The organism is Acinetobacter sp. WCHA39 (genome assembly GCF_002165385.1).
GTDB lineage: Bacteria > Pseudomonadota > Gammaproteobacteria > Pseudomonadales > Moraxellaceae > Acinetobacter.
In genome coordinates, this window is record NZ_NHRP01000007.1 from 80,289 (window position 1) to 94,575 (window position 14,287).

The 14,287-nt window shown below is 38.4% G+C and carries 14 protein-coding genes and 1 pseudogene; 8 read left to right on the forward strand and 7 right to left on the reverse strand.

The annotated features are described in order from the left end of the window. The first annotated feature begins 51 nt into the window (after window positions 1–51). Window positions 52–445: pseudogene (locus CDG56_RS05345) on the forward strand (nitroreductase family protein). Window positions 446–489: 44 nt separating this feature from the next. On the opposite strand, the gene CDG56_RS05350 reads toward CDG56_RS05345, so the two are convergent. From CDG56_RS05350 to tsaE, 5 genes are all read right to left on the reverse strand, one after another. Beyond that, window positions 490–1,350, reverse strand: coding sequence for a DMT family transporter (locus CDG56_RS05350; RefSeq protein WP_087547169.1), 861 nt, complete (start codon window positions 1,348–1,350; stop codon window positions 490–492). A 77-nt stretch (window positions 1,351–1,427) separates the two neighbouring features. Continuing rightward, a complete protein-coding gene (gene hfq / locus CDG56_RS05355; RefSeq protein WP_087547170.1) occupies window positions 1,428–1,901 on the reverse strand; it encodes an RNA chaperone Hfq in 474 nt (157 codons plus the stop codon). Window positions 1,902–1,992: 91 nt separating this feature from the next. Beyond that, window positions 1,993–2,937 carry a tRNA (adenosine(37)-N6)-dimethylallyltransferase MiaA gene (miaA, locus tag CDG56_RS05360; protein WP_087547171.1) on the reverse strand — a complete coding sequence of 315 codons (945 nt, stop codon included), beginning with the start codon at window positions 2,935–2,937 and terminating at the stop codon, window positions 1,993–1,995. A gap of 6 nt (window positions 2,938–2,943) precedes the next feature. Then, on the reverse strand, window positions 2,944–4,884 hold the full coding sequence (gene mutL, locus CDG56_RS05365) for a DNA mismatch repair endonuclease MutL (RefSeq protein WP_087547172.1): 1,941 nt from the start codon (window positions 4,882–4,884) through the stop codon (window positions 2,944–2,946). Continuing rightward, the gene (gene tsaE / locus CDG56_RS05370; RefSeq protein ID WP_087547173.1) at window positions 4,874–5,350 is read right to left on the reverse strand and encodes a tRNA (adenosine(37)-N6)-threonylcarbamoyltransferase complex ATPase subunit type 1 TsaE; all 477 of its coding nucleotides are present in this window, start codon (window positions 5,348–5,350) and stop codon (window positions 4,874–4,876) included. The genes mutL and tsaE overlap by 11 nt, the downstream gene beginning before the upstream one ends. Window positions 5,351–5,457: 107 nt before the next feature. Here tsaE and CDG56_RS05375 point away from each other — a divergent pair, with 107 nt between their 5' ends. From CDG56_RS05375 to CDG56_RS05390, 4 genes are all read left to right on the forward strand, one after another. After that, window positions 5,458–6,090, forward strand: coding sequence for a hypothetical protein (locus CDG56_RS05375; protein WP_087547174.1), 633 nt, complete (start codon window positions 5,458–5,460; stop codon window positions 6,088–6,090). Further along, window positions 6,087–6,995: a pseudouridine synthase gene (locus tag CDG56_RS05380; protein WP_087547175.1), complete on the forward strand. Its 909-nt coding sequence runs from the start codon at window positions 6,087–6,089 to the stop codon at window positions 6,993–6,995. The genes CDG56_RS05375 and CDG56_RS05380 overlap by 4 nt, the downstream gene beginning before the upstream one ends. Before the next feature lie 109 nt (window positions 6,996–7,104). After that, complete coding sequence (locus CDG56_RS05385; protein WP_087544280.1) at window positions 7,105–7,419, forward strand: type II toxin-antitoxin system RelB/DinJ family antitoxin; 315 nt, start codon at window positions 7,105–7,107, stop codon at window positions 7,417–7,419. A 98-nt stretch (window positions 7,420–7,517) separates the two neighbouring features. Further along, window positions 7,518–7,961: a GNAT family N-acetyltransferase gene (locus tag CDG56_RS05390; RefSeq protein ID WP_087536111.1), complete on the forward strand. Its 444-nt coding sequence runs from the start codon at window positions 7,518–7,520 to the stop codon at window positions 7,959–7,961. Here CDG56_RS05390 and CDG56_RS05395 read toward each other — a convergent pair whose 3' ends face one another. Next, window positions 7,962–8,678 (reverse strand): pseudouridine synthase, encoded by a 717-nt coding sequence (locus tag CDG56_RS05395; protein WP_087547176.1) that lies wholly within the window; start codon window positions 8,676–8,678, stop codon window positions 7,962–7,964. 246 nt (window positions 8,679–8,924) lie between these two features. Between CDG56_RS05395 and CDG56_RS05400 the strand changes: the two genes are divergently transcribed. Further along, complete coding sequence (locus tag CDG56_RS05400) at window positions 8,925–9,440, forward strand: glycine zipper domain-containing protein (RefSeq protein ID WP_087547177.1); 516 nt, start codon at window positions 8,925–8,927, stop codon at window positions 9,438–9,440. Between the two features lie 144 nt (window positions 9,441–9,584). Beyond that, a complete protein-coding gene (locus CDG56_RS05405) occupies window positions 9,585–10,586 on the forward strand; it encodes an LLM class flavin-dependent oxidoreductase (protein ID WP_087547178.1) in 1,002 nt (333 codons plus the stop codon). 325 nt (window positions 10,587–10,911) lie between these two features. Here CDG56_RS05405 and CDG56_RS05415 read toward each other — a convergent pair whose 3' ends face one another. Then, a complete protein-coding gene (locus tag CDG56_RS05415; RefSeq protein ID WP_004661375.1) occupies window positions 10,912–11,748 on the reverse strand; it encodes a pyruvate, water dikinase regulatory protein in 837 nt (278 codons plus the stop codon). Window positions 11,749–11,906: 158 nt separating this feature from the next. Here CDG56_RS05415 and ppsA point away from each other — a divergent pair, with 158 nt between their 5' ends. Beyond that, complete coding sequence (ppsA, locus tag CDG56_RS05420) at window positions 11,907–14,285, forward strand: phosphoenolpyruvate synthase (RefSeq protein WP_004661374.1); 2,379 nt, start codon at window positions 11,907–11,909, stop codon at window positions 14,283–14,285. The last annotated feature ends 2 nt before the right edge of the window (window positions 14,286–14,287 follow it).

Below are 14,287 nucleotides of genomic sequence, written 5' to 3' on the forward strand. Positions count from 1 at the left end.
TACCTGCTAGATCCAGTAAAATAAACTGATTTTTTATTTGGTTGATAATAGATGGATTCCCTAGACACCGCAAAAACACGTTACACCACCAAAATACACGATGCGAGTAAAAAAATTCCAAAAGAACAGTTTGAAAAACTACTCTAAATTTTACGCTTCAGCCCTTCTTCAGTAAATATTCAACCTTGGCATTTTTAATTGCTGAAACAGATGAGGCCAAACAACGTATCGCATCAGCACAGACAGGCAATTACATCTATAACGCGGCTAAAGTTCTAAACTCTTCCCACACCTTAGTATTTTGCACACGTACTGATATTTCTGCCGAATACAAGGCTTAAAAGCATCTGTTATTGTTTCACTCGGCTATCGTAGCGAAAATGACTTTAATGCAAAATTACCTAAATCACGACTATTTGATGAGGTTGTTTTTACACGTTTATAACAATCATTCATCCAATGGGAGTGACTCAATCCACTCCCACAGTTTTAATTCATCATTGCTTTAGCCAATAACATGACTGAAACAATACCACTGATTAATCCAATCCAGGTATAAGTTTTTAAGCGCTCTTTGAATAAAATCACTCCACTTAGTACACCTAGAATAACCACTAGTATATTCATTCCAGCAAAGACAATCGCAGGCGTTTCTTTGAAAATCATATGTGCTTTAACATACAAAGCAATATTGGCAAAGTTCAGTACCCCCAAACATAATCCCATAAAAATGTTTTTAGGTTGCCAGTTCGGTTGGGTAATGGCGATATAAATGATAGATAAAATAAAGGCTGTAATAAAAGTTAAATTTAGCGTGACCGCAAACTGTAAGCCTAAACTACTGCTATATTTTAGTAATACATCAATAGCTGCATAACCCGCCCAAACACTAAACAAAAATAAGGCTGATTTTAAGCTCATGCCTTTACTTGCCTGCTCTGTAGCTTGTCCTATAATGATCGCTAAAATTGCCATAACTCCGAAAACAACCCCAATTAATTTCAATTGGCTAAATTGCTCACCAAAAATAAAATAGGCAGCTAATAACGACAGTATGACTGCAAGCCGCTGAGCAATTTCCGTTTTTAAGATACCAGCGAATTGTAGCGACTTGGCTAAGCATAAAAATATACTTGGTAATAATAGACCTAAAACAAGAATTAACCACCAAGGCGTATTATTGAGAGAAATATGAGTAATATCGGTTTTAAACCAATAAAAGCATAAAAGGCTTGCGCTCAAATAATTCCACGCGATGATTTGAAAAATATCAAAACCTTTTGCTTTTAAATATTTTAAAAGAATCGAGACCAATACACTACAGCACGCAGCTGCAACAATCATTTCCATAGTTTTTCTAGCTATGTAAAAACACAAAAAAAGCCAGTCTATTATTAGACTGGCTTTTTTAAAAGATCATAGATCAATTAACGATTATTTTCGTCTTCTTGACCATCTTCAAATTTAGTTTCGCTATCGAAGCCACCTTGATGACCGAAGCCACCTTGACCACCGAAGCCACCTTGACCACCGAAGCCACCTTGACCACCGAAGCCACCTTGACCACCGAAGCCACCACCTTGACCACCAAAGCCACCTTGACCACCAAAGCCGCCAGTAGAACCTTGACCACCGAAACCACCAGTAGCACCTTGTGCAGGGAAACCACCAGTAGCACCTTGTGCGCCAGCTGGACGTGGGTTACGCGCAGGTACAACTGTAGAAATCGCGTGTTTATAAACCATTTGACTTACAGTGTTTTTTAATAAAACTACATATTGATCAAAAGACTCAATATGCCCCTGTAATTTAATACCGTTCACGAGGAAAATAGAAACTGGAATACGTTCTTTACGGAGAGAATTTAAGAACGGATCTTGTAAAGTTTGACCTTTAGACATTTGTAACTCCAAAAAATTTTTAAATCAGCGCAAAAAAACTATCTTTATTTTTCAACTAAAAATTATAAAAAGACAGCCTGCGAATTTTGCTTTATCCAAAGAAGTTTCGCAAGTCTTCTTTCGCCTGCTTTATCGTCACGTAAGTTTTAAAATCGTGTATTTCTTGCAAAGAACGTAACCAAGTGTATTGACGTTTGGCAAGTTGCCGTGTCGCAAATAATGCTTTATTCTCCATTTCTACTTTATTTTTGAGACTTATATCACTTTTTAATAAAAAATCTAAAGCTTGACGATAACCCACAGACCGCATGGATGGTAAATTATCACTTAAATCGTATTTTCTAATTAATTCCTCTACTTCATTTAAAAATCCAATACTCCACATTTTGCTTAAACGTTGCTCAATACGTTGATGTAATTCTACCCGATCTGGCATCAATGCGTAATTATGAAATTTGTAACGATAGGGTTGATTTTTAGGCTGCTCTGCCTGTAGTTTTGTTATTGGTTCACCTGTAATTCGGTAAACTTCTAATGCCCTAATAATTCTTTGTTTATCTGAAACTTTGAACTTTTGTCCAGCAATTGGATCAACAGAAACCAATTCATCATAAACAGACTGCCAGCCTTCAAGATCAGCTTTAGCGAGAATTGCATCACGAATACTTTGATCCGCATTCGGTAGATTATCAGCTAATCCTTCAAGTAGCGATTTAAAATATAGCATTGTGCCGCCCACTAAAATTGGTGTTTTGCCACGCGAATGCATGTCATCAATTAATGGGCAAACATCTTCAACAAACTGGGCTGCTGAGTATACATCCAATGGCGTAATAATATCGATTAAGTGATGCGGGTATTGTTGTTGCTCTTCTTTTGTGGGTTTAGCAGTCCCAATATCCATATCTTTATAAACTAAAGCTGAATCCACAGAAATCAATTCGAAATTACCGCGTTCATAGAGTTCGCATGCCAATGCTGTTTTACCACTTGCGGTAGGCCCCATTAAATTGATGACGGGCAATTGATTTGACATGTAAAACTACTCTCCTCGAGCAAATAATTTATCTAATTGATGTAATGGAAATGCGCGCCAAGTTGGACGCCCATGATTACATTGACTGGCAAATTCAGTTTGTTCCATTTGGCGTAATAAAGCATTCATTTCAGAAAGACTGAGTTGTCGATGTGCTCTTACAGCCCCATGACACGCCATACCAGCAAGAAGCTCATCACGTTTTTGTAATAGGCCTCTGGCTTCATCATTCGGGTCAAGATCATTTAATAATTCTGGAATTAAATTACTAAAGTCAGCTTTATGCAAAATAGCAGGCACACCACGCACAATCACTTGATCATCGCCGTATTGATCAATTTCCAACCCCAAACGTTCTAATTGTGGCTGTAAATCTTCAACGCGAGTCGCTTGCATACGAGTAATGGAAACAACTTTAGGAATCAGCAGTTGTTGCGAAGTCCAAAATTCAGGTTTATCCCATGCCGACTTCATCTGCTGCAACAAGATACGTTCATGTGCCGCATGCATATCCACAATGATCAGGCCTTCAGTATTTTGCGCTAAAATATAGATGCCATGCAGTTGTGCGATTGCTATTCCCAAAGGAAACTCATCTACACGTGATGGGCCAGGATCATTTCCATCTTCTGTTTCTTCACGTAAAGGCGCTAAATAGCTTTTGAGTGCATTATTTAACTGTGCAGAGCCATTATAACGTGGTTCTTGAGGTGTTGAATTGTACTGTACTGCCTGTGGGCGGCTTTGATTAAACTCAGTGAGTAAATCTGTCGCAACAACAACCTGCTGATTGGGTTGTCGTTCAGGCTCAGCTACTGCTCGATGTAAATTGAATTGTTCTTGGTATTTTGGCTGAGGCTGATAATTAAAATTTTCTGCCTCAGCTTCATCTGTTTTCATCGCTTGTGCTAAATCAGCAGTTGCGGTTTGAAATTGAGACAAGGTTGCTTTGGCATAATGCCGTACAAACTCATGTACTTCACGCTGGTTCAAAAAACGAATTTCATGTTTGGTTGGATGTACATTCACATCAATATTTTCAGGATCAACTTCTAAAAACAATAAATAAGAGGAATGTTGATGACCATGCAAAATTCCTTCATAGGCCATACGTAACGCATGCGAAATGGTTTTGTCTTTGACAATACGACCATTCACATACACATATTGCATGTCAGCCTGTGCTCGTGCGTCGGAAGGATGCCCTAACCAGCCTGACAAACGCATATTGATACTTTCAGCATCGATCCAGTATGCATTTTGAATAAACTGTTGACCTAATAACTGCTGGACACGCTGATAACGTAATTCACCACTATCAGCAATCGGCAAATTTAAACGAATATTATCGTTATGTTCGAGTACAAAACGAATTTCAAAATGAGTCAAAGCCAAACGGCGGACTATTTCTTCGATATGCCCAAATTCTGTACTTGGTTTTTTTAAAAACTTTCGGCGCGCTGGCACATTGAAAAATAAATCTTGTACACGAATATGTGTACCTTTTTGTGCTGCAACAGCCTGTATTTGTTGATGATCAAATGCTGTTCCATTCACTTCAACCTGATAACCCACGCCTTGTTCATCTTGGCTACTGGTCAAGGTCAAACGTGATACTGCAGCAATCGAAGCTAATGCTTCTCCACGAAAGCCTAAACTAACAATTGCATGCAAGTCTTCCGATGTTTTAATTTTACTTGTCGCATGCCGCATCACCGCTAATGGTAAATCTTCAGGATGAATTCCATGGCCATTATCAATGATTTCAATCAGGGTCGAACCACCTTGTGCTACCCGAATAATAAGTTCGGTTGCGCCAGCATCGATTGCATTTTCTAATAATTCTTTAACAACTGATGATGGACGTTCAATCACCTCACCCGCAGCAATCTGGTTGGCTAAGGCAGCATCAAGAGTATGAATACGACGAGTTGAATCATGCGCCATTCAATTGTTCCTGCAAAGTTTGAGATAAAGATTCGGATTCACTGGTTAGCGTGACAAACCGAGTCAATTCATCATCCGATTTTTGAATATCAATCACTACATCAGCTTTTGGTATTTCGTCTCCACCTTTTGACGGCCATTCAAATAAGAATAAAGCATCTGGGGTTTCTAAATAATCACGAATTCCCATCAGTTCTAATTCATAGGGATCATCTAAACGATACAAATCAAAATGGAAAATTTCTTTGCCTTGAATGGTATATGGCTCAACCAAGGTATAAGTTGGGCTTTTTACTGAACCTTGATGCCCAAGATTCTGGATAAAGTAACGCGTAAATGTCGTTTTTCCAGCCCCTAAATCACCAATCAAATATATAACGCCTGAATGCACTTGTTGTGAGAGCACTTGCGCAAATTTTTGAGTGTCTTGTTCATGATTTAAAGTAAATTTCACTGAATATGACATGGTAAATAGAATAAAATTGGGATACCCGCTATGATAACATCGCCCTGCGTTAAAGCCTAATGCACCGAAATGAATTGCTTCTTTTTAAAACGTTCAAGAATTTAAATATGACCTTACAAAATAGAGTAAACCCTTGGGGAAAATTGCATCAGCATCCTTCTAAAAAAGCGATGCTGATGGGAAATCGTGGCGGTCGTCTCCATAACTCGAACAAACAGATTATTAAACAATGGGCAACACAGTCATGGATTCATTGTTTAACAACATTCGGTAATATTAAAAGAGAAGTTTTTGGTGACTCTTATTCAGAATTATTTTTTTTAGATGAAGCCACAGCTTTATCTGCAGGACATCGTCCCTGTGGCGAATGCCAAAGAAAACGTTATCAAGAGTTTAAAAAAATCTGGTTAAATATCAACAACGCAGGTATATCAATTTCAGCAAAAGAAATGGATAAACATATCCACCAAGATCGAATTAATGCTGAAAAAATGCAGCATACATTTCAAGCAAATCTTTCAGAACTGCCTATTGGAACTTTTTTTGAATATGCTTCTGAAGCGATTGTAGTTTATAAAGAAAACTGTTATTTGATTTGGTCTTTTGATGGCTATCAAAAGAAAATTGAATTACCTCAAAATCTTATAGTTACTGTGTTAACACCTCAAACTTTTGTAAAAATGTTTGACCATGGATATGTCCCAAATTTTCATTCTTCAGCATCACTCAAAATAATATGAATACGGTTGAAAATTTTATCCCTCCAGTGATCAATGGTGTCAGTGCCAGTAAAGTCTTTTTACCTCAAAATATTTCGGCACCTACCATTTTTGAATATCTTTGCCAACACTTCTCGCATATTCAAGCCAGTGAATGGCAGCAGCGCTTTGCTGATCAGTTAATTTATGCGGCTGATGGTGACATCTTAAACATAGAAAGCCACTATACGCCTAATACCCATATTTTTTATTATCGTTTTCTGGCGCATGAAATTCATGTGCCTTTTCAGCATGAGATTTTATACGAAAATGAACATTTACTCGTGGTTGATAAACCCCACTTTCTTACGATGACTCCAACTGGGCAATATGTTCAGGAAACATTATTAGTACGTTTAAAAAAGCAAACTGGATATGAGGATCTAACCCCGATTCATCGACTGGATCGCGAAACAGCGGGCATCGTTTTATTCTGTAAAAAACCAGAACTTCGAGGAATATACCAACAACTTTTTGCAGATCGAAAAGTGCAAAAAATCTATCACGCGATTGCAGCTTATCGAGCTGAATTACATTTTCCACAAATATTACAGCTCCATTTAGAAAAAGGTCAGCCGTTTTACACGATGCAAATTAATTCTGAAAAACCTCAGAATTCTGAAACTTTGATAGCGCTTTTAGAACACAATCAACATTACGCAAAATATCAGCTTAAACCCAAGACGGGTAAACAACATCAATTGCGTGTGCACCTTAATTACTTAGGCATTCCAATTTTAAATGATCCGTTTTATCCAGTTGTCGCACATAAAGCCGATGATGACTTTGAACAACCGCTCCAGTTGTTAGCAAAAGAGATTTATTTTATCGATCCCGTTTTAAATCAAGAAATGCATTTCAATTCTAAATTTGAATTGATATTGTAAATACAACGTAATGACAAAATTGCTATTTTTTCACTTCAGAAATATTGAAATTACATTGCAATGGTTTAGAATACATGACGATAATTAAAAATATTTGGTCGTATTCTGTATGCGAAAAACAGAAGTTTATCAAGTTCGCCTTGATTCACAGGAAAAGAAACAAGCTTTTGCCGTTTTTAAGCAGTTAGGTATATCCCCTGCCCAAGCTGTTCGTCTTTTCTTTAAACAAGTTGTATTGACGAAATCAATTCCTTTTGCGATTGAAAATCAAAACATTAATATGGAACAGTTACTCAAGCTCCGTAAATCTAAAAATGCAGCAATAAATGATCCTTCAACTGCTATAGATTTGCATGTTGAAGACGATCATGAAGATCTATTTGAAGAATTGAATGCACTGTTAGGTGAAAGTGACAAAACTTAACAATGTTGCATTTATAAACAAGTTTTTATTTTTTAAGCTTAAATTTTTTCGTTATTCTGATAGTCCAAATAAAATTATAAATGCAAGGATAGACAGGAATGATTGTTAAACGAGCAACAAAAGAAGATCTTCACCAACTTGCTGTCTTGTTTGATGAATACCGTCAATTCTATGGTACATCATCCAATATTGAACAATCCTATCAATTTCTAAAACATCGTTTCGAAAATAAAGATAGTGTCATTTTCATTCACGTTAAAGATGATGTGCTCACAGGCTTTGTTTTACTGTACCTTGCTTTTTCATCTGTTTCTTGTGAAACCTATTATATTTTAGATGATGTTTATGTAACCCCATCTTATCGAAAACAAGGATCGGCTAAGCAATTAATTGACACCGCAATCCTTTTTGCTCGCCATGAAAATGCACAAAGAATTAGTCTCGAAACACAAAAAAATAATTATGAGTCTCGCCGTCTTTATGAACAAATGGGATTTATTCAAGATGATGAATTCAAAACCTTTCACTGTTTTTTAAAATAGTTACTCGATATCTAAAGCAATATTTTGACTCAATTGTTTTTGCGAAGATGTAAGATAAATCCATTCACCTTTTGGTAATTCAGGAAGCTCAAGTAATCCTATTTGCTGGCGGTGTAAAAGCTCAACTTTATTTCCGACTGCGGCAAGCATACGTTTAACTTGATGGTAAACACCTTGATGAATTGTCATTGTCAATTGATGTGTGGAAAATAGTTGAAGATTGGTTGCGGCATAAATACCTTTTTCATTCCTTAGCTCAACCCCCTGTTCTAAAGCTATTAATTGCTCAGCTGAAATCGGATCGGCAGTCGTTACATGATAAACTTTTGGCACATGCTTGCGCGGATTGGTTAAGGCTTGTAAATATTGACCATCATCAGTCAATAACAATAATCCTGTGGTATCTTGGTCTAGTCTTCCCACGCATTGAATACCCCGATGAATCAAAATTTCAGGCAGTAGGCTAAATACACTTTTATGATGCGTTGCCTGATGTGAACATTCATAGCCCTTCGGTTTATTTAAAACAATGTAGAGATGTTCTCGATATTGGTATTCTTCGCCAAATACTTGAAAACAAAGCTGGTCCGTATTTATATTCTGTTTAGGGTTTTCACAAACTTGTCCTTCAATCTGCACAGAACCATTTTTAATTATCTGTTGGCAATACTTTCTTGAACCAAAGCCTTGCGATTGCAAAATTTTTTCCAACAGCATAACTACATCCTCATCTCAAACTCAGTCTATTGTACTCGATTCAGCTAGGCATCGTTGCTTACAGCATACTCATTCTTTTTTTTTATAATTTATTCACAATCTGTTCATTTGTAATAGAACATATACAAAACTCTCGCCAAAGTCTCTCAATCATCCTATTGCGCTCCATATTTTCACTTAAAAGTCCTGTTACATTTGTCTCAAGCAAAAGAATACTGTCCAAAAGAATGGATAAGGAGTTTCACCATGAAATCGAATATGTGGTTATGTAGCGTCATCTTAGCAACCTCATCAATGATGACTGTTGCACATGCAGATAATACAGCACGTGTTGCAGCAACTTCAGCACTTGGTAGTATTGTTGGTACAGCAGTTGGTAAACAACTTGGCGGTAATACAGGTGCTATGATTGGTTCCGCAATTGGTGGTGCTGGTGGTGCAGCAGCATCAAGCAATAAACGTGATCGCACTGAAGCCGCCATTGGTGGTGGACTAGGTGGTGTTGGTGGTTACACCGTTGGACGTAATGTCGGTGGAACGAGTGGCGGTTATATCGGTGCTGCGCTTGGCTCTGCAGGTGGTGCGGTATTAGGTCAAAAAGTAGGTCAAGATCGTGATGCCGATGAACGTTACGAAAACCGTCGTTCTTACGATGAGCGCCGTTACGACAACCGTCGTTCTTATGATGATCGTAGATACTATAAATCTCGTCATCATTACCGTCATGATAATGGCTATCACCGTGGTTGGTATAAAGATTAATCATCAAATCCTAACACTTTCTCTTTTGGCGCCTTCGGGCGCTTTTTTTATTTTATCCAATGCGCAACAAATATCGACAATATTCGATATACAAAACCAAACTTATATCGTATTATTTCGATATATGATTTTGAGAGTTAAAAAATGAAGTCACTACAAGAAATCAAATTTTCAATTTTGGAGTTAGCTCCTGTCAGAGACGATAAAAGTATTGAATTTTCACTTCGTCATGCACTAGAAGTTGCTCAACACGCTGAAAAGCTTGGTTATGAACGTTTCTGGTTAGCTGAACATCACAATATGGATGGAATTGCGAGTTCTGCAACGGCAGTTTTACTAGGATTCATCGCAGCAAATACACACAAAATTCGCTTAGGTTCTGGTGGCATCATGTTACCTAATCATGCACCATTAGTTGTTGCAGAACAATTCGGGACTCTAGCAACACTTTATCCAAATCGTTTTGAACTTGGTTTGGGGCGTGCTCCAGGAACTGATCAAATGACGATGCGTGCATTACGACGCGGGCGTCAAGAAACCGAAGATCAATTTCCTCAGGATGTAATGGAAATTTTGCAATATTTTAAAGACCCACAGCCCAACCAGAAAATTATTGCCACTCCAGGTCAAGGCACTCATGTACCTGTCTGGTTGCTAGGTTCAAGTCTGTTTAGCGCACAGCTTGCTGCAAAGTTGGGACTTCCCTATTCTTTTGCATCACATTTCGCTCCACGTATGTTAGGTCAAGCAATCGAAATTTACCGTGAGAATTTTCAAGCATCTGAATATCTTGATAAACCTTATGTGTCAATGGGCGTACCAACAGTCATTTCGGCAACTGATGAAGAAGCACAATATTTAGCTACCAGTTCTTATCAGCGTATTTTAAACCTGATTCGGGGGCACAGTCTAAAACTCAAACCGCCAACTGAATCAATACAAGGTCTGGCAAGCAGCGCTGAGCAACTCGCCATCCAGAATTTCTATGCAATGGCTCAAATTGGTTCACAGGAAACTGTCAAAACAGGACTGGAAAAAATTGCCGCGCAATATGATGTAGATGAGTTTATCTTCACCTGTGATATTTACGATACACAAAAACGTCTGGAAAACTTTAGCTTGCTCATGGAGCTAAAAAACCAGTAGGCAATCCTATTTTCAAATAAGCATTGCCTCGTTCCGCAATGCTTATTTCATCACGCCCATGTATTGATAGGAGGTATTTTTTTTGCAGTAACGTAGATACTTTCCTTGAGGTTTATAGTTTTTATCCAGCAACATAATATCAATATTATTCTTCAAGCTTTTGTCTGTACGGATATAATCAAGTGTCTCATCCGAGCTTTCATGGTTTTTACAGTCAAAATCGACCTGAATGGCATCAAGCGCTGCTTTATGAGGTTCCCAATCTTATTTCTTCAAAATAAAAAAGCGTAGCCCATCCTCTACGCTTCTCATTTAAAGATACTATTTAGCCAATACGACGTTTTAAACCAGTCAACTGTAAAATACGCGTTGAAATTTCTTCAATCGACATTTCAGTGACGTTCAAATACTTAATACCTTCAGAAATATAAATACCCTCTATGGCACGTAATTCCATTTGGCACTGACTAAAACTTGCATAACGACTATTGGCTTTTCGTTCGCTACGAATAGCGACCAATCGCTCAGCATCAATCATTAAACCAAAGAGCTTATTTTTATGTGCTCGTAGCACAGCAGGTAGACGATTATCATCTAAATCTTCTTCAGTTAAGGGATAGTTCGCAACACGAATTCCAAACTGTAATGATAAATAAATCGAGGTTGGTGTTTTCCCAGATCGAGAAACGCCAACTAAAATCAAGTCAGCTTTATCATAATGACGAGTTCGAGCACCATCATCATTGTCTAATGCAAAATGTACTGCATCAATACGAGCCTTATAAGATTCAGAATCTGTTACAGCATGGGTCTGTCCAACTAAAGTTGTTGGTGGTGTACCCAACTCTTGCTCAAGTTTACTAATTAATCCCTCGAAAACATCCAAATTTACGGCTTTAGCTGTATTAATAATTTCACGAACATGTGGGTCTACCAATGTGTCAAAAACAAGTGGTAAACATCCATCTCTTGATTGGCATCCATTGATGTCAACCACCACATTCATTGCAGCTTCTTCAGTGGTAATATAAGGCATAATATGAATATCAAAATCGACATTCGGAAATTGCGCAAGTAGTGAATGTCCAAGGGTTTCTGCGGTAATTGCAGTACCATCCGAAATAAAAAATACACTCCGTTTAATTTGTTTACTTTCGGGCATCAAAATTCTCCTTAAACATTTGTCTTAGTGCTCTATAATCTTTATAGTAAACTCATCTAACATGACTGTCGCTTAGTAAAATACTAAATCTAAGCACATTCGTATAATTTCATACCAATGATGGTCATTCATACTGCAAAAAAAGTGGAGTAAATACTTTGGAAGCGCGCGTAATCGGTCTGGAAAAATTAGGGAAACACGATGTCGAACTCGTAGGTGGGAAAAACTCATCTTTGGGTGAAATGATCAGCCATTTATCCAATGCTGGTGTATCGGTACCTGGTGGCTTTGCAACAACTGCTGCTGCCTATCGTGAGTTCTTGGATCAAAGCGGCTTAAATGCTCGAATTCAGGCTGAACTTGAGCAGCTAAATGTTGATGATGTAAACGCACTTATAGAGACAGGCGCTAAAATCCGTAAATGGATCGTTGATACCCCACTTACTGCTAATTTAGAACAAGAAATTCGTGACGCATTTACAGCACTTTCAAACGGTAATCCAGACATCGCTGTTGCTGTACGCTCTTCTGCGACTGCTGAAGATTTACCTGATGCTTCTTTTGCAGGACAACAAGAAACTTTCTTAAATATTCGCGGAATTGATAACGTTCTTATCGCGATTAAAGAAGTTTTTGCTTCGCTTTATAATGACCGTGCCATCGCGTACCGTGTACACCAAGGTTTTGAACACAGTGTTGTTGCCCTATCTGCGGGTGTACAACGTATGGTTCGTTCAGAGACTGGTGCTGCAGGTGTAATGTTTACGCTTGACACAGAATCTGGTTTCCGTGATGTGGTATTTATTACCGCATCATACGGTCTGGGTGAAATGGTTGTTCAGGGAGCTGTCAACCCTGACGAATTCTATTTGTCAAAACCATTGTTAAATGCAGGTAAACACTCAGTCTTACGCCGCAATCTCGGTTCTAAACACCAAAAAATGATTTATGGTGAAGAAGGCGCTGCAGGTAAATCCGTTGTTGTGGTTGATGTTGAAAAACCAGAGCGTCAACAATTCGCATTAAATGATCATGAATTACATGAACTTGCTAAACAAGCATTGATTATTGAACAACATTACGGCTCGCCAATGGACATCGAATGGGCGAAAGATGGTGATGATGGTCAAATCTACATCGTTCAAGCACGTCCTGAAACTGTTAAAAGCCGTCAAAATGTCGGCACAATGGAACGTTACCTATTAAAACAACGTGGCACTGTCATCTGTGAAGGTCGTTCAATTGGTCAACGCATTGGTTCTGGTAAAGTTCGTGTTGTAACCTCGATTAAAGAGATGGATAAAGTACAAGACGGTGATGTACTTGTATCAGACATGACTGACCCAGATTGGGAGCCAGTAATGAAACGCGCCGCAGCGATTGTGACCAATCGTGGTGGCCGTACTTGTCACGCTGCAATCATTGCACGTGAGTTAGGTGTACCTGCAATCGTGGGTTGTGGTAATGCAACAGAAGTATTAACCGATGGTCAAGAAGTCACTGTTTCATGTGCTGAAGGTGATACAGGCTTTATCTATGAAGGCGCATTAGATTTTGAGGTGCAACGTAACTCAATTCACTCAATGCCAAAACTTCCATTTAAGATTATGATGAATGTTGGTAATCCAGACCGTGCATTCGACTTTGCTCAAATTCCAAATGAAGGGATTGGTCTTGCACGTCTTGAATTCATCATTAACCGTATGATCGGTGTACATCCTAAAGCGCTTCTCAATATTGACAGCCTACCACGTGAAACGCGTGCTGCTGTAATGACACGTACATCAGGTTATTCTTCGCCAATCGAATTCTATGTAGAAAAGTTAGTTGAAGGTATTTCAACACTTGCAGCTGCATTTGCTGAAAAACCAGTCATCGTTCGTATGTCTGACTTTAAGTCAAATGAATATGCAAACTTAATCGGCGGTAAATTATACGAGCCAGAAGAAGAAAACCCGATGTTGGGTTTCCGAGGTGCAAGTCGTTACGTATCTGACAACTTCCGTGACTGTTTTGAGCTTGAGTGCCGTGCTTTGAAGAAAGCCCGTGATGAAATGGGTTTAACCAATATTCAAATCATGATTCCATTCGTGCGTACAGTGTCTGAAGCAAAACGTGTGATTGAGTTGCTTGCTCAAAATGGTTTAAAACGTGGTGAAAATGGCCTCAAAATCATTATGATGTGTGAGCTTCCAACCAATGCTTTATTGGCTGAACAGTTCCTTGAACATTTTGATGGTTTCTCAATTGGTTCAAATGACTTAACACAATTAACACTTGGTCTTGACCGTGATTCTGGTATCGTATCTCATTTATTTGATGAGCGTGATCCAGCGGTTAAAGCCCTTCTTTCTATGGCAATTCATGCATGCCGTAAAGCAGGAAAATACGTTGGTATTTGTGGTCAAGGTCCTTCAGACCACCCTGACCTTGCTAAATGGCTCATGGAACAAGGTATTGAATCTGTGTCACTTAACCCTGACTCAGTGCTTGATACTTGGTTCTTCCTTGCTGAAGAACAAATCAAGAAAGCCTAGTC

Excerpts from the sequence above, each read along its gene's own strand:
- CDG56_RS05350 (WP_087547169.1), bottom strand. The coding sequence starts at position 1,350 with ATGGAAATGATTGTTGCAGCTGCGTGCTGTAGTGTATTGGTCTCGATT.
- hfq (WP_087547170.1), bottom strand. The coding sequence starts at position 1,901 with ATGTCTAAAGGTCAAACTTTACAAGATCCGTTCTTAAATTCTCTCCGT.
- miaA (WP_087547171.1), bottom strand. The coding sequence starts at position 2,937 with ATGTCAAATCAATTGCCCGTCATCAATTTAATGGGGCCTACCGCAAGT.
- mutL (WP_087547172.1), bottom strand. The coding sequence starts at position 4,884 with ATGGCGCATGATTCAACTCGTCGTATTCATACTCTTGATGCTGCCTTA.
- tsaE (WP_087547173.1), bottom strand. The coding sequence starts at position 5,350 with ATGTCATATTCAGTGAAATTTACTTTAAATCATGAACAAGACACTCAA.
- CDG56_RS05375 (WP_087547174.1), top strand. The coding sequence starts at position 5,458 with ATGACCTTACAAAATAGAGTAAACCCTTGGGGAAAATTGCATCAGCAT.
- CDG56_RS05380 (WP_087547175.1), top strand. The coding sequence starts at position 6,087 with ATGAATACGGTTGAAAATTTTATCCCTCCAGTGATCAATGGTGTCAGT.
- CDG56_RS05385 (WP_087544280.1), top strand. The coding sequence starts at position 7,105 with ATGCGAAAAACAGAAGTTTATCAAGTTCGCCTTGATTCACAGGAAAAG.
- CDG56_RS05390 (WP_087536111.1), top strand. The coding sequence starts at position 7,518 with ATGATTGTTAAACGAGCAACAAAAGAAGATCTTCACCAACTTGCTGTC.
- CDG56_RS05395 (WP_087547176.1), bottom strand. The coding sequence starts at position 8,678 with ATGCTGTTGGAAAAAATTTTGCAATCGCAAGGCTTTGGTTCAAGAAAG.
- CDG56_RS05400 (WP_087547177.1), top strand. The coding sequence starts at position 8,925 with ATGAAATCGAATATGTGGTTATGTAGCGTCATCTTAGCAACCTCATCA.
- CDG56_RS05405 (WP_087547178.1), top strand. The coding sequence starts at position 9,585 with ATGAAGTCACTACAAGAAATCAAATTTTCAATTTTGGAGTTAGCTCCT.
- CDG56_RS05415 (WP_004661375.1), bottom strand. The coding sequence starts at position 11,748 with ATGCCCGAAAGTAAACAAATTAAACGGAGTGTATTTTTTATTTCGGAT.